Below are 22,270 nucleotides of genomic sequence, written 5' to 3'. Positions count from 1 at the left end.
TTTATTGTTAATCGATTCTATTATTTGAAATATTATTCTTCTAGGAATGCGTTATGCGCCGTTTGCTTTTTAATTAGTTTACGTTTGGCCACATCATATTCGTGCTCCAAAGTTACATGATTTGCTGCATCAGTAGAATTTTCTAAATCATAGGCTTCTTTAAATCCTTTTAACTTTACCTTAATATTATCTTCCTTAGCACGTATTTCTTTAAACTCCTCTATCAAATCCAGAATATCATGTGCTATATAAACGGTATCTGAGGCATTGATTATCACATTAGAATTTTCAGGAATATTATTTAAAGTAGACTTAATAGCTGCTTTATTTAGAAAAGATACTTCTTGAGCTAAATCGATATGGATTACATCACCATCTACATACTCGTCCTTTTTAAAACTGTAAGCCCTTTTCAAGTTTCCTCTTAAAACAAAACCAATACTAATAATCATACCTAACATCACCCCTTTGAGTAAATCAGTAGCTACAACAGCTACTAAAGTTGCTACAAAAGGAACAAATTGATATTTGCCTTTTTTCCAAAAATGTACAAAAGTAGCTGGCTTCGCTAATTTATACCCTACCATAATCAAAACAGCCGCTAGAGTTGCTAATGGTATTTTATTTAGCAGGACCGGAATTAACAACACACTTAACAACAACATCAAACCGTGAATTATTGTCGACATTTTAGATTTTGCACCTGCATTATTATTTGCAGAAGTACGCACAACTACAGATGTCATTGGCAAACCACCTAATAAAGCACTCACCATATTTCCAACTCCTTGAGCTTTTAACTCAACATTAGTATTGGTAAATCTTTTTTGGAAATCCATACGGTCAGCAGCTTCAATACATAGTAAAGTTTCAATTGAAGCCACAATTGCGATCGTAACACCCGTAATCCATACTTTAGGATCAGTAAATCCTGTGAAATTTGGAGTAACGATGATTGATTTAAAATCCTCAAAAGAAGATGGTACTGGCAAAGAAACCAAATGACTTTTAGAAATAACCAAACTACTCCCTGAAGCCATAAATATTTCATTTAACAAAACACCAGTAATTACTGCAACTAAGGCACCCGGAACCAATTTAAATTTCTTTAAAAAAGCTACTTTATCCCACGAGATAAGGATAACTAAGGAAACAACCGTAACAATTAATGCACCAATTTGTAGATAATCAAAAATTTCAAATAAAGATGAAAATGTATTGTCACCATTATTTTGTACAAAGGACTGATCACCTTCATAATCGGCATCATAACCAAAAGCATGGGGCAATTGTTTTAATATAATAATGACTCCAATACCAGCTAACATTCCTTCAATCACATTTGTTGGAAAATAATTAGAAATACTTCCTGCTTTTAAAAATCCAAGTCCTAATTGAATTAATCCTGCAATGAACACAGCAGTTAAAAAAATATCGAAAGCTCCAAAATCCGTAATAGCAGTCAGTACAATTGCTGTTAAACCTGCAGCTGGTCCCGAAACACTAATATGAGATTGACTCAAATAACCAACGACTAACCCTCCAACAATTCCTGCAATAATACCTGAGAACAATGGCGCACCTGAAGCCATTGCTATACCTAAACATAATGGTAACGCCACTAAGAAAACAACCAAACCTGCAGCAAAATCTGACTTAAGATTGGCAAAAAGATTTATTTTTTTTGACATAATACTTTATAAATTATTAAACATAAAAAACAACTACCCATTAAAAAAACAGTTATTTAAAATTAAAAATGAATGTATTATATAAAGTCTGGTGGAGGTGAAAAAATTTGTGACGATACATTATCATGTTTAGATAAATTCTCGGAATGAATCAAACTAGATTTAGCAACTTTTATGACTAAAAAAACCTGAGTAAATGCACTTGTATACTCAAAAGCTTTTACTTCTTTACTATGAGAATGTTCTTCTTCTGAGTATTTACAAAACATTGAAACATCGCATTTTTTCTCTATCAACGTAACAACAGTTGGCGTCAACAAAAAAATAATAAACAGAGCCAAAAATAACTTTGCGAATAGTTTCATGTATACAAAAATATGTTTAAAGTGAAACAAAACAATAAATAAACAACAAAATTAAAAAAAAATTAACACAATTTTTAACTATCAACACTCATCTCTTTATCAATCTGAACTTTATCAAACAGCAAAACGATTCATTATAAAGAACAATAAAGACAGCTCGATACCAAACTTTAATTTTACACAATAAAATAAAAAAAACAATCGACAATCTAGTTGGATAGTTTTTATATTTACATCCAAATTACAACATCCATGACCATTACGCAATTAAAATATGTTTTAGCTGTAGCTGAACACAAAAATTTTACCCTCGCTGCCGAAAAATGTTTTGTTACTCAGCCTACTCTAAGTATGCAAATCCAAAAAATTGAGGAAGAACTCAATATTACGATTTTTGACCGCACCAAAAAACCAATACAACTTACTGACATTGGTCAAAAAATAGTTCTACAAGCTAAAAACATTGTAAATGAAGCAGATCGTATTCAAGATATTGTTGAGCAACAAAAAGGTTTTATAGGAGGCGAATTCAAATTAGGAATCATCCCTACAATCATGCCTACGCTACTTCCAATGTTCTTAAATAATTTCATCAACAAATATCCAAAAGTAAAACTCATCATTGAAGAACTAAACACCGAAGAAATCATCACAAAGCTCAACAACGGACATCTTGATGCTGCTATAGCCGCTACACCATTAATGGAAGAAAAAATCAAGGAAATTGTTTTGTATTTTGAACCCTTCGTTGCCTATATACCCGAAAATCACCAACATTTTAAAAAAGAAGAAATCGAAATAGACGATTTAAATTTAGACGAAATTTTATTACTACAAGACGGCCATTGTTTTAGAGACGGTATTTTAAACCTTTGCAAAAATGAGAGTATCAGTGAAAACAATCGTTTTCAAATTGAAAGTGGAAGTTTTGAAACATTAATCAAATTAGCCGACGAAGGCTTAGGTACTACTTTACTACCTTATCTGCATACTTTAGACCTAAAAGATGCAGACAAATTAAAACTTCGCCAATTTAAAGAGCCAAAACCAGCGAGAGAAGTCAGCCTAATTTACCCTAAGAACGAACTCAAAATTCAAATTATAGACGCCTTAAGAAGTACCATTGCAGGAGTGATTAAAGGAGCTATTGTTTTTCAAAACGTACAAATAATTAGCCCACTGCAAAAGAAATAAAAATAAAAAAAAGGAACGCTTTCAATAAGGGTTCCTTTTTAAGTTTGGGGGCAAATAGGGCAACTAATCGTTAATAACAATGAGACATTCTTTCAAAATAGGCTTCTTACTTGTATAAAATAAAAGCCAAATTCGTAAATGCTCCATTTCATAAGGCAATAAATTCTTAACTGCTTTTTTAAGTTCTTTTAAAAAAAGAACTGGGCTAAAGCTTACTCTTTCGAGAACCTCTTTTGTACAATCATAAATCATTCTAGACATAACAAGCAGGTATTAAAAGATTATTAATTTATTTCATTCCAAAAGTAGAAAACAAAATCAAAATAACGACAAAAAGCAATAAATAATCGATTAAATACACTTTTATTAAAAATATGAAGGATAAAGACTGCATATAAAAAGAAGGGAGGGTTAAACAAAAACCCGTCATAGATTAATCATTTCTCTTAATCTAAGAATTTAACGGCATAAAAAAAGAGCCTTTATTAGGCTCCTATTTTATATCGTTTCAACAACTACTAAACATTGTTTCAATTCTGGCTTTTCAATTATATATTCAAACAACCATTCTTTTAGCTTTTCAAGTTCAAAAGGCAACAAGGTTTTAACTGCCTTTTCTAATTCTTTACAAAATAATAACGGATCAAAACTTACTCTCTCTAAAATAGATTTAGTGTAATCAAACATTACTTTAGACATAACTTTAAGATTTTGAGGTTTACAATTTAATTTTAAATCGTGAGTAAAAATACATTTTTTACCGATACTTCCTAAAAATTTTAACGATAATTTTTCAAACCACAGTGTTTATAACTAAAAAATACTAAGCTTTTCGTGCACGAAACATTTCTCGTTTGCCTGGTGGTCCCGCAAGTTTTTCAACTTCAAAACCCACTTCCAACATACTTCTTTTCACAACTCCTCTTGCGGCATACGTTACTAAAACACCTTCCTTTTTCAAAGACAGATACATTTTCTGAAAAATCTCAGTACTCCATAATTCTGGCTGTACCCTATAACCAAATGCGTCGAAATAAATCAAATCAAATTTTTCCACATCATCTATTTCTTGAAAAAACTGCTTTCTTTTGGTTAAAACAAAATTGTTATCAATATGCGTCTTTTCTCCCCATGCTGATTCATGCATCTTATCAAAAACAGCAATATAATCACTCGCTTTTAATTCATCAATGTAGTTCATTGCAGCTAACTCATCTGGAGAAACAGGATAAGCCTCCACACCAGTATAGTCAATTTGTTGATTCATTTTTTCACTTTCGATATATGTAATAAATGCATTTAGTCCTGTTCCAAAACCAATCTCCAGAATAGAAATATTTTTGTTTTCAAATAATGCCAATCCATTCTTGATAAATACATGTTGCGCCTCTTGAATCGCTCCATGTTTAGAATGATAACTTTCATTCCAATCTTTAATATGAATAGTCGTTGAACCGTCAAGGGTTTGTATAATTTCTCTCTCCAAAATTGCAATTTATTTAATTTTCAGTATCCATAAATAGAATACAGCCCAAAAATAACCAAAACAAAAACACATAATTGAAAAAAAACTAGATATTTTGCCTATTCCCTATAAATCAACTCCGAATCTCAAAATTTTTTAAAATATAAACAATTAACAATTTATTGTCACATTTAATACTAATACCTCTCCCTTTTTTAGTCTTTTTTATTTAATTTTGCTTACAATTAAAGTTTCTTTTGATATTATAGATAAAACAACTGTCATAAGGATTCACTTTTAAAAAATAAAACAAAATAATACCCAATTATGAGTACAACTCAAGCTAACAAAATTGAAATAAACAAAGTAGCAACCTCAAAAATTAACCAAGTTGATTTTGACAACTTAAGCTTTGGTTCTGTATTTACAGATCATTTATTAGAGTGTGATTTTAAAAATGGCGAATGGCAAAAACCCGTCATTAAACCTTATGCACCTTTTTTGTTAGACCCTTCAGCTCGCGTATTTCATTATGGACAAGCTATTTTTGAAGGCATGAAAGCCTACAAAGACGAGAATGACTCCATTTGGCTATTTAGACCTGATGAAAACTTCAACCGTTTCAACTCTTCTGCAGTACGTATGGCCATGCCTGAAGTCCCTGAAGAGGTTTTCATGGAGGGATTAAACGAGTTGTTAAAACTTGATCACGAATGGATTAAAAAAGGTTTAGGAAATTCACTCTACATTAGACCTTTTTTGATAGCCACTGGAGAAGGAGTAATTGCAAATCCATCTGACGAATATAAATTCATGATTATCCTTTCCCCTGCAAAAGCGTATTATTCAGGTGAAGTAAAAGTATTAATTGCCGAACACTATAGTCGCGCTGCTAATGGCGGTATTGGTGCTGCTAAAACAGCTGGTAATTATGCAGGGCAATTTTACCCAACCAATTTAGCGAACAAAGAAGGTTTCCAACAAATAATTTGGACTGATGATGCAACCCATACAAAATTAGAAGAAGCCGGAACTATGAACGTATTCTTTAGAATTAACGATACTTTATTCACAGCTCCTGTAAGCGAAAGAATACTTGATGGAGTTACCCGAAAAAGTATTATTGATATGGCTAAAAAAGAAGGCATCAACGTAGAAGTGCGTCCCGTATTGGTGGCAGAGCTTATTGAGGCTGCTAAAAACGGAAGCTTAAAAGAAATATTTGGTGCAGGTACTGCCGCGGTAGTAAGCCCTATTTGTGGCTTTTCTTACCGTAACGAGTATTTTGAATTGCCAAAAGTTTCTGATTCTGTTGCATTGCAAATAAAAGATAAACTAACCAACATTCAACACAAACTAGCTGAAGACAGTTTCGGTTGGACGGTGAAAGTTTCTTAGTTCATAAAATTACAACTCAAAAACCAAAGAGCGATTTTCTAATTGAAAATCGCTCTTTTTTTATTGTTCCAAAATCTTAGAAAAATCAGGTTTAAAATAGTTAGGTCCTTTCATCACTTTTCCATCTTCACGATAAATTGGATTTCCGTCTTCCCCTAATTTACTCATATTACTTCGCTGTATTTCATCAAATACCTCCTCAATCTTATGTTGTAAACCATGTTCAATTATGGTCCCACAAAGGATATACATCATATCCCCTAAAGCATCTGCAATTTCAACCAAATCATTATTCTTGACTGCTTCAAGGTATTCTTCATTTTCCTCTTTCATCAAGTTGTAACGGAGGATTTTCTTTTCTTCTGCAAGATTAGCAATTGGAGATTCACTATGTCCTATCTTAAAGGCCGTATGAAATTCTGTAACGGAGTCTAGTTGTTTACGCATGGTTATTTAACTTATATTTGAAAAGGCAAATTAGCAACAAATTCTATACAATTGCGTACTTTTGCCAAAAAAATTAAAACCATGTTTAGTTCAGGACAATTATTATTTGCCGCTTGTTTTTTTGTAGCTTTTGTCATCGCAGCCATATACTCCTACCGAAAGGATTTAGCACTACACAAAAAATACTATAAAGGAAATTATAAAATCCTTCTGGGCTTCCTTATTTTTATTGGACTCTTGTTTGTGATTAAAATTTATTTTAAAAGATAAAATTTACATCTAAATCAGTTGAAGATTTCACTACTTAACTAATCCTTCAACTGGTCCCGATATATTGCAAAATTCATTTTAACTTTATCATCCAGTTCAGGTTCTTTGATATCAGTGTATTTTTGCATTTCTTCCCAAATAATTTGAGCCACTATATAGCGCGCCATATCTTTATCGTCAGCAGGAACAATATACCAAGGCGCATGCTCTTTGGCCGTTTTATTTATAGCTTCCTCATAATATTGCATGTAATGATCCCAATGTTCCCGTTCTCGCAAATCTCCTGGTGAAAATTTCCAATGATGTTCTTCGTTTTCTAATCGTCGCAACAAGCGTTTGCGCTGTTCTTCCTTACTTAAATGAAAGAAAAACTTCAATACAATGGTTCCGTTTTGACTAATATGTTTTTCGAAATTATTAATCTGTTCCATTCTATTTTCCCAAAACTGCGGGGTTATATCTTCCACTTTTTCAATCCCAGGCAAATTCTCATTCAATATATATTCAGGATGCACTCGCGTTACCAAAACATTTTCATAATGCGTTCGATTAAAAATCGCAAACTTCCCCTTCTCAGGCAAAGCCAAATAATGTCTCCACAAATAATCATGCTCTAATTCGGCCGAATTGGGTGTCTTAAAACTATGAACTACCACCCCTCGAGAGTTGAATTCTTTAAAAACTTCCCGGATCAAACTATCCTTGCCCGAGGTATCCATACCTTGCAAACAAATCAAAACTCCATACCGATTGTGCGCATACATCACATCTTGTAATTCACTCAACTTTTCTCGCACCCCATCTAATTTATCCTCCTTATCATCATCACTCGCTCGACAATTTAAATCTGTTGGTAAATCTTTTAAACTAATTGGAGCTACTACTTTAAAGTCTTTTGGATCTATGGATTTCATGCTATTAAATTTTATTTCTAGTAAATATACTCATTTTTAGGAGCATTTTCCTGCTTTCTGCTACAATACTTCTTCAAGGATTTGTTTTTTTTCTTAGGTCGCCACAGGAGCTTCCGTTAGTCGCTCTGTTTCTCCCAGAAAAAAACACAAATCCTTTTCAAAGTATTTCAGCGGCAATCAGGGCTAGAAATTCATTTCCAAAATTCACAGTATGTACAAAATCTACTCTAGCAAGCTCAATGTCTAAAAAGAAAAACGGCTGTGTAAAAACAAGCCGTTTATCAACCAAAAACTAAATTAAACTATTTATCTTGTGCTTCAAGCTTACTATTTTTTTGTTCTTTCAAAATTGATTGCATTTTAGGCTGAACTAATTTTGCGATCTCATCTTCTGAAATTTCTAATGACTCTGGATTTTTCAATAATTGCAACCACGGCTTCTTACCCTTAAATGGGTATTCTCCAAACACTATCACAGGAGTTCCTTTTGTTTTAATTGTTTCATCATCAATCAACTCCCATTGTTGCGCCCAATCATACAAATAACGAGCATCTTTTTCTTGAAGCCTCAAGCAAGAATGCGAAGCAGGATAACCCGGTAATTCATACTGATGAAAACCAACACCTAATTTATTTTCGATATTAAAATTCCATTTCAATTCCCATTCATCATTAAATGTACTGATGGTTTCCTCAGCTTTCCAATTGGTAAAAAACAAACCCGTAGGAGTGGGATCTTTTTCTCGACCCATATTGGTTGGCCCTGTATAAACCAATGTTCCGTTTTTATACGCAGCAAATGTTTGAGTGGGATAAGAAAAAAACAATATCTTATCTACTTTTCGCAAACTTTCAACCTGCAATGGAAAAGGCAAATAGTCTTCCCTTTTTCCATCCAATTTATTGGGAACAATGATCGAATCCATTTTCGCTAAATTCTTTCTATCAGTACGATTCACGTCCATTGCAATTTGCAAAACCGATTCCTTATTTTGAGTTTCTTTCAACCAAGACTTCGCTTCCATCATTTGATACTGAATTCCCTCCAGTTTTTCTCGAGTTTCAATCGTGATTTCCGTGTCTTCGTTAATAGTATTTGGTTCCTCTTTACTTTCATTATTCTTACATGATATAAAAACGATTGCCAAAATTAATATAACTATAATTGACTTTTTCATAATTTTAATTTTACATTACAAAGATCAAAAGATAGCCAAAAATCTTTGTTATATGATTTTCTTATAATGTTGTCAAATTTTCAGATTTACATTTTTGGCTATGAAAATTTATTGTTTTTTCACATAAGTACCTTTCATTAACCAACCACAAAATCCTAACTTTGCTAAAGAACTAAAAATAAAGAAATGACAGAATTAAAAAATAAAAACGCTCTAATTACTGGAGCTGGAAAAGGAATTGGAAAAGCTGTCGCTATTGCACTAGCTAAAGAAGGTGTAAATGTGATTTTGGTCGCACGCACACAAACAGATATTGATACAGTAGCAGCAGAAATTGCTCCATTTGGGGTAAAAACATTAGCTTTAACAGCTGATGTAGCGGATATTAACTCCGTAAACCAAGCGGTTACTAAAGCCTTAACAGAATTCAAAACAATCGATATTTTAATCAACAACGCTGGAATTGCAGCCTTTGGTAACTTTTTACAGATGGAGGTAACCGATTGGGAGCGTATTATCCAAGTAAACTTGATGGGTACATATTATGTAACTCGTGCCGTTTTACCAAATATGATTGAGCGTCAAACTGGAGACATCATCAACATTTCCTCTACAGCAGGATTAAACGGAAATGCGGTAACAAGTGCTTATAGCGCTTCTAAATTTGCTGTTTTAGGACTAACTGATTCGTTGATGCAAGAAGTTCGCAAACACAACATTCGTGTAACAGCCTTAACACCAAGTACCGTTGCTACAGACATGGCCAAAGACCTCAACCTTACTGACGGAAACCCCGATAAAGTAATGCAGTCTGAAGACATGGCCGAGTTAATTATTGCGCATCTAAAATTAAACCGTCGTGTGTTTATTAAAAACAGTAGTATTTGGTCAACAAATCCATAACCTTGTTAGGAAGATATTCGTAAACAAAAAAGACACAAAAGTTCGCTGAGCCTTTGTGTCTTTTTTATTCTTTGTGACTTTTGTGCTTTATAAAATTGAAAATCCTTTCCGTTGAGCAACAAAAATGATATCCGTACGCATTGCCTTCTTTGCGTTTCCTTAGCGAAATTCGCGGTTAAATCATTCCAAAATTCAAAAGTCAATTTCAAAAATCTTTAATATTTAAACTACTTCCTCCGTTACAAACTCCATTCGAACCGCGCCATCTTCATCAATATGTGTTAGCTTTATCGACTGTAAAGTATTGGCTAATTCAGGATTCCATGGTGTTTTAACTTTTACGTAATTTTCTGTAAAACCATGAATATAGCCTTCTTTATTTTCGCTTTCGAACAAAACCGTTCGTTGTGTCCCTAACTGACTTTCATAAAAAGCACGACGCTTTTTTACAGACAAACCTCTCAACATTTTACTGCGTTTGGCTCGTACATTTGAAGGCACAGCTCCGTCCATAGCAGCCGCTTCAGTATTGTCTCTTTCAGAATAAGTAAAAACGTGTAAATACGAAATATCCATTTCGTTCAAGAAATGGTAAGTTTCTAAGAAATGTTCGTCAGTTTCACCAGGAAAACCTACAATCACATCAACTCCAATGCAAGCATGTGGCATCACTTCGCGAATTTTATTCACTCGCTCGGTATACACCTCACGCAAATAACGACGCTTCATTAATTTCAAAATAGCATCACTCCCTGATTGTAGCGGAATATGGAAATGCGGTACAAAAGTCCTGCTTTTCGAAACAAATTCTATCGTTTCGTTTTTCAATAAATTAGGTTCGATAGACGAAATTCGCAATCTTTCAATGCCTTCCACCTCATCTAACGCCTGAACCAAATCTAAAAAAGTATGTTCGTGTTTTTTATTTCCAAACTCCCCTTTTCCGTAATCTCCTATATTGACACCCGTAAGCACAATTTCCTTAATGTTTTGGGCTGAAATTTCTTTAGCATTTTGCAATACATTTTCGAGCGCATCACTTCTAGAAATACCTCTCGCTAGCGGAATCGTACAATAAGTACATTTATAATCACAACCGTCTTGCACTTTTAAAAATGCTCGGGTGCGGTCACCAATGGAGTAACTGCCCACGTAAAAATCAGCTTCGGCAATCTCACACGAATGCACTTCGCCCATATCATTTTTACTCAAATCATTGATATAATCCGTGATTTTGAATTTCTCAGTAGCTCCTAAAACCAAGTCAACCCCATCAACTGCAGCTAATTCTTCGGGTTTCAACTGCGCATAACAACCCACGGCAGCAACAAAAGCTTTGTCGTTGAGTTTCATGGCTTTTTTTACCACTTGTTTGAATTGTTTATCGGCATTTTCAGTAACAGAACAAGTATTAATCACATACATATCTGCTACATCTTCGAAGTCCACACGGTCAAAACCTTCGTCTTGAAAACTGCGTGCGATGGTTGATGTTTCTGAAAAGTTCAGCTTACATCCTAGGGTATAAAAGGCAACCTTTTTTCTTTTTTCCATAAGTAGTCACTAATAATGAAATCGTTGTCAAAAATTAGTGTGTGCAAATTTACATATTAATTACAGAATTTAAAATCCGATTATCATTATATTTGTAAATAGATTTTAAATTTAAAAATCATGCATTCCTCTAATTTACAAAAAGATAAACTGGAGTTAATTGAGAAGATTATTCACACTGATGATCAGAAAACTTTGGTTTTTTTAAAAAACGTCTTAAGCGATGACGATTCAAATTTTAAATTAAGTGAAGAGCAACAAAATTTAGTTAGAGAAAACACCGAAAATTATCTTTCAGAAAAAGACAAAGGAAAATCTTGGGACCAAATCAAAGCTAAATTAATTGCGAAACGAAATGGCTAAATTGAAAGAGGTTTTTACTATTCAAGCTGAAAACGAATTAGAAGACGCATTTTATTTCTACAATTTAATTTCTTCAAATGTAGCTGCTAATTTTTAAAACAAATTAACAGCTGCATTCAATCCATTTTATTACATCCAGAATCTTTCCCATTCGATTTTGAAACGTATCGCAGAGCTACAGTCAAAAAATTTCCTTTTGTAATCATTTATACTAAAATTGATGCTATCATTTTAATTTCGGCAATTTTCCACACCTGCAAAAATCCTAAGAAAAAATTGAGATAATCATTTGGCTTTCTCCTGCACTGCAAAGGGTAACAATTGTCTCATGACTTTGCGCCTACTTCAGTTAAGAAATACATACTTCAATGCTTTTGTAGAATTTATTGATGGGATTTCTCCTTCGTCGAAAAGACAAGATTGAGTAAAAAACCATTAAGAAAGTAAGCCCAATTAAGATTAACTCTTAACTTTCCTTAATCCCTTAATGGTTTTTAAAATATATAAACTATAAAAATCTTAAGCCAAAATAAATCGCTCAATTACCTCCGCAACACCATGGTCATTATTTGAAGCGACAACCACATCGCCTTTGTCTCTTAAATGCGCATCTACATTATCTACCCAAACACCCAATCCAGCATATTCAATCATCGATAAATCGTTACCTGCATTCCCCACTGCAATCACTTCGGATTGTAAAATATTTAATTTTTCGGCTAAGAATTTCACGCTGGCACCTTTGTCAATTCCAGTTTGAGCGGCTTCTAAAAAGAAGGGTTTTGACATGCATACGCTCAAATGAGGCATAGTCGCCTTTAAATCTTCTTCCACTTCTTTCAAGTAACTCGGTTCCTCCAATAAAATACATTTTATTGCTGCTGATTGTACACGCTCTTTGAAATTAGGTACTACCTCATGTTCTAAGCCCGTAATATTCTTTTCAACGTCAATATATTCTGAATAGGTTTCACTTATTATTTTCCCGTCTAAATACGTAATAATATGCGTTTTCTTTTTTTGACTGTAATCATACAATATATGTATTTGCTCTTGAGTCAAACTTTGCTCGAAGATCACTTCATTAGTACTCAAGTCGGTAATCACAGCTCCATTAAACGAAATCATATACGAATCCATCAATCCTAAATCTTTGGCAAATTCTATCATCGCAGGAGTTGGACGCCCAGAAGCTAAAATAATATGCACTCCTTTTTCCTTTGCTTTAGAAAGCATCGTTCTGTTTTCGTTTGAAATAATATGGTCATCATTCAACAAGGTGTCATCCATGTCCAAGACCAGCATTTTGTATTTCATATAATAATATTTTATTATCACTGATTACCACAATTTTTCCAGATTAGTCTCTCTACTTTATCTGTTACAATCTGTGAAATCTGTGTTTAATTTTCTAGTAAATGAATGCTACAAATTCATTTTAAACTCCTCAATAATCGGATAAATTTTTCCGTATTGGGTTTCTTGTACAAACAACTCAACCGCTTGTCCGTAGGATCCAAAACCCGCCACACGAGCGGATTGAATATTGTCCTTCATCACAACATCAACACCAGCTGCTTCAATTTTATCTTTCAGAGCAATAGCCAAAACTTCACTTCCTGAAAATATTTTCATTAATCCCATAACTATATTTTATCTGTTATTTTTCTTGTATTTTATTTTTTTCATTAGTAAACACAACCTCCGAAATTGATTCTATAGATTTCACCCTCCCTTTTTTATCAAGAAACAATTTCCCATACCTAGGTAATTCCTTAGATGGTTTAACCGTAGTAGGATCAATTAATGGTGTAGCTTCAACTACAAATTTTGACTCTCCATATATATAAGGAATCCACCAAAATTTTGAATGCACAGTTCCATCTATTAACGCTACACAACCAGGCACAGCCTCTATTGTATTACTAACCGCTTGATCAATTTTTATTCTTTTGGTAGGAAAAAAAACAATCAAACTCATTTTATCTTGTCCCTTTACTCTTTCTGAAGATTTTTCTAACGAACTCAATTTTGAAAGTTCAATATTTTTAGTGGATATAAGAGTAAAATTAAATAAATCCTGAGAACAACTTGTTAACATTAAACTTGTAACCAAAACAAAAGATAGTTTTTTCATATTTACCTTCTAATTTAAATTTATAATAATGAAACACTTAAAAATTACACATCCTCGTTGTCCTCTTCATCATACTCTTCAAAATCAAACTCAAAAGGCTCTACTAGGATTTTATCCACTAATGATTCCACACGTTCAGTCATTTCAGTTGCAAAAATGATTCTTTGGGTTTTGGCGATACTGCTCGAGATACGAGCAATTCTAGTTTCGTGACGCAAACGCAACATTGGGTCGGCATCGTCTATAATAAACATTTTCAATCTATTGACATTGTAACCCGCTGTACTCAGCATATCGCTTAACTTGATAGGCGTTCCTACTAACACATCCACTCCCCCCGAAATGTAGTTTTTATCATAATCCATATCGCCTTTTTCGTGTACACCATAAACCGTCAAGTCTGTATGTGCTCCCAATTTTTCAAAAATCGAAAGCATTTCCAAAACTTTTTCTTTGTCTTGTACTACAATCAAAGCTCTTGGTGACTGCTCCCCTTCTTTAACCAATTGTTGAATCACGTTCAACACAATGGTGGTTGTTTTCCCAGAACCAGCCGGTGCCAAAATCAAACAGTCAGCGCCACTTTTAATGGTTGAAAAAGTTTCTTTTTGCAAGTCGTTGGCTTCTGTCAATCCGCAGTTGATTAATGACTGCTGCAAGCCTTCGTTTATTTTTTTTAGTTTCATAACATTATTTAGGATTTTAGATATTGGATTTAGGAATTACCAGAAGATGATTCATAGTTTTCGCACTCATCTCTTTCATAATTCCACCTTCCACTTTTATCTAAACAATTATCAATTTGAACAAATCGGAATATTTTAAATCCTAAAAATAATAGAACTATAAGTGTCATTATTAACACAATTTTCTTCCTTTTTGACATTCAATAGCTTTATTTACTTGCAAACAACTTCACGTCATTCTCCGATATTTCTGCTCCTCCGAGGATAATCAATCGTTCTACCACGTTGCGCAATTCACGGATATTCCCGGTCCAATCGTATTCTTGTAATAATTTCACAGCATTGTCCGAAAATTTTTTGACTGCCGTTCCATTCTCAGAAGCTATTTTGTTAGCAAAATGACTTACTAAAAGCGGAATATCCTCTCTTCGTTCATTTAAAGATGGGACTTTGATTAAGATTACCGCCAATCGGTGGTACAAATCCTCACGGAAACGACCTTCGGCAATTTCGGTTTTTAAATCTTTGTTGGTTGCCGCTACCACACGCACATCGACTTTGATATCCTTGTCGGCTCCCACTCTAGTAATCATATTTTCTTGCAAGGCACGCAACACTTTAGCTTGAGCCGAAAGACTCATATCTCCAATTTCGTCCAAGAAAATCGTTCCCTTATCAGCGGCTTCAAACTTTCCTGCTCGGTCTTTAACTGCCGAAGTAAAAGCCCCCTTAACATGACCAAACAGTTCACTTTCTATCAACTCTGACGGAATAGCCGCACAGTTCACTTCGATTAAAGGGTAACTAGCACGTTCACTTTTTTCATGAAGTTGGTGTGCAACCAATTCTTTTCCTGTTCCGTTTGCTCCAGTAATCAAAACTCTCGCTTCGGTTGGTGCTACTTTATCAATCATTACTTTAATGTGATCGATAGCTTCACTTTCGCCTATCATTTGGTAATTCTTAGAAACTTTTTTCTTAAGAATTTTATTTTCTACTACCAATTGTTTTCTGTCCAAGGCGTTTCGTACCGTATTCAATAAACGATTCAAATCTGGCGGTTTTGAGATGTAATCAAAGGCCCCCAAACGCATCGTATTAATTGCGGTTTCCATATCACCGTGACCAGAAATCATGACCATCGGAATTTCTGGTTTTATTTTTTTGACTGCTTCAAGTACTTCAACGCCGTCCATTTTTGGCATTTTGATATCACAAAGCACTAAGTCGTAATCGTTGTTTTTTATTTTTTCAAATCCAATGCTTCCATCCTCAGCTTCTTCAACTTCGTAACTGTCATTCTCTTCTGAAAGTATTTTGGACAATACTCTTCGGATAGCGGCTTCGTCTTCAATAATTAATATTTTCGGCATGCTTTTCTGTTTAAATGGTTATTCGTTTAACAGTTTATTCGTTTCGTTGTCAGGTAATTTAGACTATTTTACAAAAAAATATCTTGGCTATCTAGCCCTGATCGCAGCAACATCCTCTTGTGCTGTTCCGAAGCTTCAAGAAAGCATAAGAGATATAGCACACCGAAGCGTTGAGATCAGGAACAATGTCTACTGACAAAAACCAAGCCATTCGCTCCATTTCCTTGATTAATTGGCTAACTGTTTAATCATTAATATTTCAACCAACGGTACAATTCTTTCCAGCTTGGCTTTTTCCCATACATCAAAATTCCCACTCGGTAAATCTTGGCTGCAAACCAAACTACTCCTAAAAAAGTAGCAAATAAAATTGTTACCGAGACAGCAATTTGCCACAAAGGTACGCCAAAAGGAATTCGCATGAGCATTACTATGGGTGAGGTAAGCGGAATCATCGAAAAGACGACAGCAATTGTACTATGAGGGTCTTGAACTACACTAAAAAAACCAATATAAACACTCAAAATCAATGGCATTATAATAGGCAAAAGAAACTGTTGTGAATCGGTTTGATTGTCTACGGCGGCACCGATAGCGGCGTAAAACGAACTGTATAAAAAGTAACCTCCGATGAAATACACAATAAACCCTAATAGAATGGAAGCTATAGGCAAGCTCCATAATTCTTTAATATACATTTGAATGGTTCCTGTAAACTCGCTAGTAGCATTGTCCATCATTTCTGGTGACAACCGTGCTGTAGGCCCCATATTTACTCCAAAAAAGTAGGAAGCAAAAATCATAATAGATAATCCGAGTATCGCCCAAATTACAAATTGTAAAATACCGGCTAAGGATGTTCCAACGATTTTTCCAATCATTAATTGAAATGGCTTTACAGAGGAAATGATAATTTCGACAATGCGATTGGTTTTTTCCTCAATTACAGAACGCATGACCATATTGCCATACATGATGATGAACATCATCACCAAATACCCAAAAGCACCGCCAATGAAAATCTTAATTTCATTGAGGCCTTTTACTGTTTCTTCACCAGAAGTTTTGGCTAAATTAAGAACGACTTTGGACTGGGCTTTTTGAATAGCTAAGGTGTCCAAATGTGCTTTTTCGAGATTGAGTTGTGTTATTTTTTTACCAATGATTTGCTGTACTTTCTCTATAAAAGAAATACTCGGACTGGTATTAGCAATGAGTTGGATTTCATTTTCTAATGTGGTAGCGTCCGCAGTTTGAGGAATCAACAAAAGACCTTCAAAGTTTTGATTGGCAATACTGTCTTTTACAAATTGCACCTCTATGGCTGATAAATCTACATATTTATACTCAGACTCCTTCTTGTTTTCGGCTAGAAGTTCCTTGACAAAAAAGCTCGAAGGATCGTGAATTGCAATGCGTTTAGTATCCGCTTTCATTGCACTAAGGTAACTGATAAAAACAGTAATAGCCACGAACAATAGCGGACTCAAAAAAGTCATAACAATAAAGGACTTATTGCGGACTTTGGCAATAAATTCTCTTTTGATGATTAATGAAATGATACTCATTTTCAAATTTAAGATTAATGATTTTTTGATTTAGGATTACCCAAATAATTATTTCTCGCTAACAGTTTGGATAAAAATATCATTCACTGACGGAATTTTTTCCACAAAATGTGTGACTTGTCCTTTTTGCACTAATACATTCAACAATTCGTTGGGTGTGGCATTGCCAATGTGAATCTCTAATTTCAATTCGTTATTCAAGGATTTGAAATTAGCTGGATTTACCGTAAAATTCTGCGTAATGGCATACATCAAGGCTTCGACATCTGAACTTAAAATTCCTACTTCGTAACTATTGGTTCGAAATTGTCGTTTGACATCGTTTAGTTTTCCTTCGATTAATTTATTGGATTTATGTATCAAAGCGATTTCATCACAAAGCTCTTCGACACTTTCCATTCGATGGGTAGAGAACAAAATCGTAGTTCCTTTTTCTTTTAAGGTCAGTATCTCGTCTTTAATGATATTAGCATTTACAGGATCAAAACCCGAGAAAGGTTCGTCAAGTATCAACAATTTCGGTTGGTGCAACACACAAACCACAAATTGGATTTTTTGTGCCATTCCTTTAGATAATTCTTGAATTTTCTTGTTCCACCAACCTTGAATTTCAAGACGATCAAACCAATAGTCTAGTTGTTTTTTGGCTTCGGTTTTCGATAGCCCTTTCATTTGTGCCAAATACAAACATTGCTCACCAACTTTCATACTTTGATACAAACCACGCTCTTCAGGCAAATAGCCAATATACTGAACGTGTTTAGGTTGTAATTTTTCACCATCCAAAATAATCTGGCCACTGTCTGGCAGAGTAATTTGGTTAATGATGCGAATTAAAGAAGTTTTTCCAGCTCCATTAGGCCCTAAAAGCCCGTAAATACTTCCTTTGGGCACGCTTAACGAAACTTCATTCAAAGCGGTATAATCCCCGTATTGTTTGACAACTTTGTTGACTTCAAGTAAGTTATTCATGCTTGATTTTGAATTTGTGTAAAAGTAAAGAAATCAAAGCGAATTCTCGTGTTTTACCATCAAAAAACCCATTCTAAAATAGATAGAATGGGTTTTTTTATAGAATAAAAACGTCAGATTGCTCTTTTCATCTTCTGTGTTAAAAAAATGAATTGTAGCTAAAACCAATAAGATTTAACCATTAACTCATAACTTTTTTTTCTAAGAGAACATATCCTTTACTTTTTCAAAAAATGATTTATCTGATTTTTCAGGACTTGGAATAAAATTATCATCCGTTAAGTTTTTCTCGAAAAATTGTCTTTGCTCTTTGTTCAGCTCTTTTGGTGTCCAAACATTGACATGCACTAACAAATCTCCGTTACCATAACCGTTGATATTAGGAATTCCTTTTCCTTTCAAACGTAGAATTTTACCTGATTGAATTCCTTCTTCCAGCTTGATTCTTACTTTTCCGTTTACAGCTTCAATATCTTTTGAAACTCCTAGGATAGCTTCTGGGAAACTTACATATAAATCATAGTGTAAATTCTCTCCTTCACGTTTCAAGAACTCGTGTTCTAATTCTTCAATCGCTACTATCAAATCACCTGGTACACTGTTACCAGGCGCGTCGTTTCCTTTACCGGAAACTTTCAATTGCATGCCATCTACAACACCCGCTGGAATTTTGATAGAAACGGTTTCATCTTCTACAATCATTCCCTGAGCATCTGCCTCAGAAGGTTTACGATCCAAAATTTGGCCTGAACCACCACAAGCAGGACATGTAGTTGCCGATTGCATACGTCCAAGAATTGTATTAGTTACACGCATTACTTGTCCTTGACCATTACAAGTAGAACAAGTTTTATACGTTACACCTGGCGCTTGCACCTTGCGTTTTACTTTTACTTTTTTCTCAACACCATTAGCAATTTCTTCCAATGTCAATTTTACTTTGATACGAAGATTGCTCCCTTTGACTCTTTGAGGACCTCTTGAACCGCCACCAAATCCGCCAAATCCACCACCAAAAATATCTCCAAACTGACTAAATATGTCATCCATGTTCATGCCACCGTGACCTCCAAATCCTCCTGAACCATCGAAGGCTTGGTGACCGTATTGATCGTATTTTTGTTTTTTGGCAGGATCACCTAACACTTCATAAGCTTCGGCTGCTTCTTTGAACTTTTCTTCTGCCGTTTTGTCTCCTGGGTTTTTGTCAGGATGAAACTCAATGGCTTTTTTTCGGTAGGCTTTCTTAATGGCTGCAGCATCTGCTCCTTTAGAAATCCCTAATATTTCGTAATAATCTTTTTTCATTGTACTCTTTTAGGTTAAAAAATTACAGCATTGCGTATTGTCGCCTAATTATTGCCCAATAACAACTTTAGGAAAACGAATAATTTTATCTCCTAATTTGTATCCTTTTTCAAGAACATCCACAATTTTACCTTTCATATCCTCAGATGGAGCTGGTATTTGTGTAATCGCTTCAGCAAAATCAGCATTGAAAGCATCTCCTGCATTTACCTCAACTAACTCTAAACCTTTAGCGTTTAAAGTATTCTTTAATTTCTCATGAATTAATTCAACCCCTTTAGAAACTGCTTCATTTTCTGATTTTGCAATTTCAATAACCGCTCTATCAAAATCATCTAAAACAGGTAGTAAGGCCTGTAAAACATCTTGATTAGCTGTTTTGAATAACTCAATACGCTCTTTAGTTGTTCTTCTTTTGTAATTTTCAAATTCAGCAAATAATCTCAAAAATTTATCTTTTTCATTGGCCAAGTCTTTTGCTAATTGTTCTTCAACACTTAATTCCTCTGCATTTACCTCATCAGCTGAAACTTGTTCTCCACCTGCATTGTTATTATCCAATGCCGCATCATCTACTTTTTGATCGATTTCTGTATTTTCAGTAGTCATATTACCTTTATTTTTAAAAATATTCTTAAACATATTTTGAACTTTCTTTTGGAAAGCAAAAGTACTGCCAAAACGCTTCAAACGTCAAATTGTCAGTTCGATTTCTGAATAAATCAAAATTGACTGTTATTTTTTCATTATTAATTTAAATTTTAATACAATTTTATGAATTATATCAATTGTTTTAATTATGTTTGTAACCTATTCTCCTCAATTAGGGATTCTAAGGTTATTTACTATATTATTAATTCACTATACCTTATATCAAAAAAAAGCTTTGTTTTATAAAACAAAGCTTTTTTTATGCGATATAGTTTTTGACTTTATCTTCTTTTAAAATCAAGATTTAATTTTCACCAATTAGATTTTCTCATCATTAAGAAATTAAGATTCATTAAGTCTAAATCTCGCTTAATGGTTTAATTATTTTTTTAAACTTAATATTATCAAAATCCGTTTTAATCTGCGTTTTCGCTGTGACGAATCCGTTTAACCTGCGTACTATTCTTGTAATGCGGCTTTCAATTCTTCTAAGTCCAACAAATTTTGTTGACCTGTTACCAAGTTTTTCAAAGCGTATTTCCCTTGGGCCATTTCATCACCCCCAACAATCACTGCAAATGGAATATTGCGTTTGTCTGCATGTTGAAATTGCTTCCCCACTTTAGCGCTATCGGGATACAACTCTACTTTCACTCCTGCTGCTCTCAATTGCTTAATGGCATTCATCGCATAAAAAGCTTCTTTTTCACCGTAATTAATGAACAAAGCCTTGGTGGAAACGGTAACAGTTTGCGGGAACAAATTCAGTTCTTCAACAACCAAATAAATGCGGTCTAATCCAAAAGAAATACCCACACCACTCATGTTTTTCAAACCGAAAATCCCAGTCAAATCATCATAGCGACCACCGCCACCAATAGACCCCATGGCAACTCCTTTTGGCGCAGCTACTTCAAAAATAGCACCTGTATAATAATTCAATCCACGAGCCAAAGTCACGTCTAAATCTAAAATAGCCGTTGACAAACCTAATTGAGTTACATTTTCACAAATGAAACGCAATTCTTCAACCCCCTTCATTCCTTCTTGAGAATCAGCTAGCAAAAATGCTAATTTTTCTAATTTTTCTGCAATTGTCCCTGTAAAATTAAACAAAGGCTGTACTTTAGCAATCGCTTCTTCAGCAATGCCTTTTTCGATCATTTCCTTTTTAACTCCGTCTTCGCCTATTTTATCTAATTTATCCAAGGCAACTGTAAAATCGATTAACTTATCCGAAGCCCCGATAACCTCAGCAATTCCAGATAATATTTTACGATTATTGATTTTTACGGTTGCTCCTGACAAACCTAAATCGGTAAAAACCGCATCATACAATTGTACCAACTCTACTTCTTGCCAAAGCGACTTAGAGCCTACCACATCTGCATCACATTGAAAAAACTCTCTAAAACGTCCTTTTTGTGGACGATCAGCACGCCAAACAGGTTGGATTTGGTATCTTTTAAAAGGGAATTCTATTTCGTTTTGGTGTTGAACTACGTAACGAGCAAAGGGAACCGTTAAATCATAACGCAAAGCTTTTTCTGAAATACTTGCAGTTAATTTGGTACTGTCTTTAGTCTCTAAATGAGCGGCATTTGCTTTCGATAAATAATCTCCCGAATTCAAGATTTTGAAAATCAATCGGTCGCCTTCTTCTCCGTATTTCCCCATAAGAGTTTCCGAATTTTCAAATGAAGGTGTTTCGATAGGTTGAAAACCAAATTTCTCAAAATTGGTTTTTATAGTCTGAATAATGTATTGTCTTTTTGCCACCTCAGCAGGTGAAAAATCTCTGGTCCCTTTAGGAATACTTGGTTTTGATGCCAT

General features: G+C 34.2%; 24 protein-coding genes. 5 read left to right on the top strand and 19 right to left on the bottom strand.

Annotation, left to right across the window (positions count from 1 at the left end; genetic code table 11):
* Positions 1-32 precede the first annotated feature (32 nt).
* Together ACNH59_RS09485 and ACNH59_RS09480 are read right to left on the bottom strand one after the other, a co-directional pair.
* Positions 33-1,691, bottom strand: coding sequence for a SulP family inorganic anion transporter (locus tag ACNH59_RS09485; RefSeq protein WP_418262304.1), 1,659 nt, complete (start codon positions 1,689-1,691; stop codon positions 33-35).
* Positions 1,692-1,768: 77 nt separating this feature from the next.
* On the bottom strand, positions 1,769-2,056 hold the full coding sequence (locus ACNH59_RS09480) for a hypothetical protein (protein WP_418262303.1): 288 nt from the start codon (positions 2,054-2,056) through the stop codon (positions 1,769-1,771).
* A 252-nt stretch (positions 2,057-2,308) separates the two neighbouring features.
* Between ACNH59_RS09480 and ACNH59_RS09475 the strand changes: the two genes are divergently transcribed.
* Positions 2,309-3,250, top strand: a complete 942-nt coding sequence (locus ACNH59_RS09475) for a LysR substrate-binding domain-containing protein (RefSeq protein ID WP_418262302.1) — start codon at positions 2,309-2,311, stop codon at positions 3,248-3,250.
* Positions 3,251-3,313: 63 nt separating this feature from the next.
* Here the strand turns inward: ACNH59_RS09475 and ACNH59_RS09470 are convergent, their stop codons facing one another.
* The 3 genes from ACNH59_RS09470 to mnmD all read right to left on the bottom strand — a co-directional run bounded on the left by ACNH59_RS09470 (position 3,314) and on the right by mnmD (position 4,736).
* Entirely contained in the window at positions 3,314-3,511 is a 198-nt protein-coding gene (locus ACNH59_RS09470; protein ID WP_418262301.1) for a hypothetical protein, read from the bottom strand.
* Between the two features lie 237 nt (positions 3,512-3,748).
* Positions 3,749-3,949 (bottom strand): hypothetical protein, encoded by a 201-nt coding sequence (locus ACNH59_RS09465; RefSeq protein WP_418262300.1) that lies wholly within the window; start codon positions 3,947-3,949, stop codon positions 3,749-3,751.
* A 124-nt stretch (positions 3,950-4,073) separates the two neighbouring features.
* On the bottom strand, positions 4,074-4,736 hold the full coding sequence (mnmD, locus tag ACNH59_RS09460; RefSeq protein ID WP_418262299.1) for a tRNA (5-methylaminomethyl-2-thiouridine)(34)-methyltransferase MnmD: 663 nt from the start codon (positions 4,734-4,736) through the stop codon (positions 4,074-4,076).
* Between the two features lie 306 nt (positions 4,737-5,042).
* Here mnmD and ACNH59_RS09455 point away from each other — a divergent pair, with 306 nt between their 5' ends.
* Complete coding sequence (locus tag ACNH59_RS09455; protein ID WP_418262298.1) at positions 5,043-6,113, top strand: branched-chain amino acid aminotransferase; 1,071 nt, start codon at positions 5,043-5,045, stop codon at positions 6,111-6,113.
* Positions 6,114-6,173: 60 nt separating this feature from the next.
* Here the strand turns inward: ACNH59_RS09455 and ACNH59_RS09450 are convergent, their stop codons facing one another.
* Positions 6,174-6,560 carry a hypothetical protein gene (locus ACNH59_RS09450; protein ID WP_418262297.1) on the bottom strand — a complete coding sequence of 129 codons (387 nt, stop codon included), beginning with the start codon at positions 6,558-6,560 and terminating at the stop codon, positions 6,174-6,176.
* Positions 6,561-6,641: 81 nt separating this feature from the next.
* On the opposite strand from ACNH59_RS09450, the gene ACNH59_RS09445 reads away from it, so the two are divergent.
* Positions 6,642-6,830 (top strand): hypothetical protein, encoded by a 189-nt coding sequence (locus tag ACNH59_RS09445; protein ID WP_418262296.1) that lies wholly within the window; start codon positions 6,642-6,644, stop codon positions 6,828-6,830.
* A 38-nt stretch (positions 6,831-6,868) separates the two neighbouring features.
* On the opposite strand, the gene ACNH59_RS09440 is transcribed toward ACNH59_RS09445, so the two are convergent.
* Both ACNH59_RS09440 and ACNH59_RS09435 read right to left on the bottom strand, forming a co-directional pair.
* Complete coding sequence (locus ACNH59_RS09440; RefSeq protein WP_418262295.1) at positions 6,869-7,744, bottom strand: PPK2 family polyphosphate kinase; 876 nt, start codon at positions 7,742-7,744, stop codon at positions 6,869-6,871.
* A gap of 302 nt (positions 7,745-8,046) precedes the next feature.
* Positions 8,047-8,922, bottom strand: a complete 876-nt coding sequence (locus ACNH59_RS09435; RefSeq protein WP_418262294.1) for a L,D-transpeptidase — start codon at positions 8,920-8,922, stop codon at positions 8,047-8,049.
* Between the two features lie 186 nt (positions 8,923-9,108).
* On the opposite strand from ACNH59_RS09435, the gene ACNH59_RS09430 reads away from it, so the two are divergent.
* Positions 9,109-9,825 carry a 3-ketoacyl-ACP reductase gene (locus ACNH59_RS09430; protein ID WP_418262293.1) on the top strand — a complete coding sequence of 239 codons (717 nt, stop codon included), beginning with the start codon at positions 9,109-9,111 and terminating at the stop codon, positions 9,823-9,825.
* Between the two features lie 222 nt (positions 9,826-10,047).
* Here ACNH59_RS09430 and mtaB read toward each other — a convergent pair whose 3' ends face one another.
* Positions 10,048-11,379, bottom strand: a complete 1,332-nt coding sequence (gene mtaB, locus ACNH59_RS09425) for a tRNA (N(6)-L-threonylcarbamoyladenosine(37)-C(2))-methylthiotransferase MtaB (RefSeq protein WP_418262292.1) — start codon at positions 11,377-11,379, stop codon at positions 10,048-10,050.
* Positions 11,380-11,499: 120 nt separating this feature from the next.
* Here mtaB and ACNH59_RS09420 point away from each other — a divergent pair, with 120 nt between their 5' ends.
* A complete protein-coding gene (locus ACNH59_RS09420) occupies positions 11,500-11,742 on the top strand; it encodes a hypothetical protein (protein WP_418262291.1) in 243 nt (80 codons plus the stop codon).
* Positions 11,743-12,261: 519 nt separating this feature from the next.
* Here ACNH59_RS09420 and ACNH59_RS09415 read toward each other — a convergent pair.
* The 10 genes from ACNH59_RS09415 to hisS form a co-directional block, all read right to left on the bottom strand.
* A complete protein-coding gene (locus ACNH59_RS09415) occupies positions 12,262-13,059 on the bottom strand; it encodes a Cof-type HAD-IIB family hydrolase (RefSeq protein WP_418262290.1) in 798 nt (265 codons plus the stop codon).
* A 108-nt stretch (positions 13,060-13,167) separates the two neighbouring features.
* Positions 13,168-13,386 (bottom strand): DUF2007 domain-containing protein, encoded by a 219-nt coding sequence (locus tag ACNH59_RS09410; RefSeq protein WP_418262289.1) that lies wholly within the window; start codon positions 13,384-13,386, stop codon positions 13,168-13,170.
* 16 nt (positions 13,387-13,402) lie between these two features.
* Positions 13,403-13,879 (bottom strand): hypothetical protein, encoded by a 477-nt coding sequence (locus tag ACNH59_RS09405; protein WP_418262288.1) that lies wholly within the window; start codon positions 13,877-13,879, stop codon positions 13,403-13,405.
* Between the two features lie 44 nt (positions 13,880-13,923).
* Positions 13,924-14,565 (bottom strand): DEAD/DEAH box helicase, encoded by a 642-nt coding sequence (locus ACNH59_RS09400; protein ID WP_418262287.1) that lies wholly within the window; start codon positions 14,563-14,565, stop codon positions 13,924-13,926.
* Between the two features lie 209 nt (positions 14,566-14,774).
* The gene (locus ACNH59_RS09395) at positions 14,775-15,938 is read right to left on the bottom strand and encodes a sigma-54-dependent transcriptional regulator (RefSeq protein ID WP_418262286.1); all 1,164 of its coding nucleotides are present in this window, start codon (positions 15,936-15,938) and stop codon (positions 14,775-14,777) included.
* Between the two features lie 251 nt (positions 15,939-16,189).
* Positions 16,190-17,506: an ABC transporter permease gene (locus ACNH59_RS09390; RefSeq protein WP_418262285.1), complete on the bottom strand. Its 1,317-nt coding sequence runs from the start codon at positions 17,504-17,506 to the stop codon at positions 16,190-16,192.
* 48 nt (positions 17,507-17,554) lie between these two features.
* The gene (locus ACNH59_RS09385) at positions 17,555-18,478 is read right to left on the bottom strand and encodes an ABC transporter ATP-binding protein (RefSeq protein ID WP_418262284.1); all 924 of its coding nucleotides are present in this window, start codon (positions 18,476-18,478) and stop codon (positions 17,555-17,557) included.
* A 201-nt stretch (positions 18,479-18,679) separates the two neighbouring features.
* Complete coding sequence (dnaJ, locus tag ACNH59_RS09380) at positions 18,680-19,786, bottom strand: molecular chaperone DnaJ (protein WP_418262283.1); 1,107 nt, start codon at positions 19,784-19,786, stop codon at positions 18,680-18,682.
* Between the two features lie 48 nt (positions 19,787-19,834).
* The gene (locus ACNH59_RS09375) at positions 19,835-20,428 is read right to left on the bottom strand and encodes a nucleotide exchange factor GrpE (protein WP_418262282.1); all 594 of its coding nucleotides are present in this window, start codon (positions 20,426-20,428) and stop codon (positions 19,835-19,837) included.
* Positions 20,429-20,896: 468 nt separating this feature from the next.
* Entirely contained in the window at positions 20,897-22,270 is a 1,374-nt protein-coding gene (gene hisS, locus ACNH59_RS09370; RefSeq protein ID WP_418262281.1) for a histidine--tRNA ligase, read from the bottom strand.

The organism is Flavobacterium faecale (genome assembly GCF_048320115.1).
In the GTDB taxonomy this organism is placed as follows: Bacteria; Bacteroidota; Bacteroidia; order Flavobacteriales; family Flavobacteriaceae; genus Flavobacterium; species Flavobacterium faecale_A.
This window is presented reverse-complemented; position numbering and strand designations above follow the sequence as displayed.

What these genes read in the sequence shown, in the direction of transcription:
- ACNH59_RS09435 (WP_418262294.1), bottom strand. Translation starts at nt 8,922, where the DNA reads ATGAAAAAGTCAATTATAGTTATATTAATTTTGGCAATCGTTTTTATA.
- ACNH59_RS09420 (WP_418262291.1), top strand. Translation starts at nt 11,500, where the DNA reads ATGCATTCCTCTAATTTACAAAAAGATAAACTGGAGTTAATTGAGAAG.
- ACNH59_RS09410 (WP_418262289.1), bottom strand. Translation starts at nt 13,386, where the DNA reads ATGGGATTAATGAAAATATTTTCAGGAAGTGAAGTTTTGGCTATTGCT.
- ACNH59_RS09450 (WP_418262297.1), bottom strand. Translation starts at nt 6,560, where the DNA reads ATGCGTAAACAACTAGACTCCGTTACAGAATTTCATACGGCCTTTAAG.
- ACNH59_RS09395 (WP_418262286.1), bottom strand. Translation starts at nt 15,938, where the DNA reads ATGCCGAAAATATTAATTATTGAAGACGAAGCCGCTATCCGAAGAGTA.
- ACNH59_RS09480 (WP_418262303.1), bottom strand. Translation starts at nt 2,056, where the DNA reads ATGAAACTATTCGCAAAGTTATTTTTGGCTCTGTTTATTATTTTTTTG.
- ACNH59_RS09455 (WP_418262298.1), top strand. Translation starts at nt 5,043, where the DNA reads ATGAGTACAACTCAAGCTAACAAAATTGAAATAAACAAAGTAGCAACC.
- dnaJ (WP_418262283.1), bottom strand. Translation starts at nt 19,786, where the DNA reads ATGAAAAAAGATTATTACGAAATATTAGGGATTTCTAAAGGAGCAGAT.
- ACNH59_RS09415 (WP_418262290.1), bottom strand. Translation starts at nt 13,059, where the DNA reads ATGAAATACAAAATGCTGGTCTTGGACATGGATGACACCTTGTTGAAT.
- ACNH59_RS09465 (WP_418262300.1), bottom strand. Translation starts at nt 3,949, where the DNA reads ATGTCTAAAGTAATGTTTGATTACACTAAATCTATTTTAGAGAGAGTA.
- ACNH59_RS09485 (WP_418262304.1), bottom strand. Translation starts at nt 1,691, where the DNA reads ATGTCAAAAAAAATAAATCTTTTTGCCAATCTTAAGTCAGATTTTGCT.
- ACNH59_RS09470 (WP_418262301.1), bottom strand. Translation starts at nt 3,511, where the DNA reads ATGTCTAGAATGATTTATGATTGTACAAAAGAGGTTCTCGAAAGAGTA.
- ACNH59_RS09440 (WP_418262295.1), bottom strand. Translation starts at nt 7,744, where the DNA reads ATGAAATCCATAGATCCAAAAGACTTTAAAGTAGTAGCTCCAATTAGT.
- ACNH59_RS09385 (WP_418262284.1), bottom strand. Translation starts at nt 18,478, where the DNA reads ATGAATAACTTACTTGAAGTCAACAAAGTTGTCAAACAATACGGGGAT.
- ACNH59_RS09475 (WP_418262302.1), top strand. Translation starts at nt 2,309, where the DNA reads ATGACCATTACGCAATTAAAATATGTTTTAGCTGTAGCTGAACACAAA.
- ACNH59_RS09400 (WP_418262287.1), bottom strand. Translation starts at nt 14,565, where the DNA reads ATGAAACTAAAAAAAATAAACGAAGGCTTGCAGCAGTCATTAATCAAC.
- ACNH59_RS09375 (WP_418262282.1), bottom strand. Translation starts at nt 20,428, where the DNA reads ATGTTTAAGAATATTTTTAAAAATAAAGGTAATATGACTACTGAAAAT.
- ACNH59_RS09405 (WP_418262288.1), bottom strand. Translation starts at nt 13,879, where the DNA reads ATGAAAAAACTATCTTTTGTTTTGGTTACAAGTTTAATGTTAACAAGT.
- ACNH59_RS09390 (WP_418262285.1), bottom strand. Translation starts at nt 17,506, where the DNA reads ATGAGTATCATTTCATTAATCATCAAAAGAGAATTTATTGCCAAAGTC.
- mtaB (WP_418262292.1), bottom strand. Translation starts at nt 11,379, where the DNA reads ATGGAAAAAAGAAAAAAGGTTGCCTTTTATACCCTAGGATGTAAGCTG.
- ACNH59_RS09445 (WP_418262296.1), top strand. Translation starts at nt 6,642, where the DNA reads ATGTTTAGTTCAGGACAATTATTATTTGCCGCTTGTTTTTTTGTAGCT.
- hisS (WP_418262281.1), bottom strand. Translation starts at nt 22,270, where the DNA reads ATGGCATCAAAACCAAGTATTCCTAAAGGGACCAGAGATTTTTCACCT.
- ACNH59_RS09430 (WP_418262293.1), top strand. Translation starts at nt 9,109, where the DNA reads ATGACAGAATTAAAAAATAAAAACGCTCTAATTACTGGAGCTGGAAAA.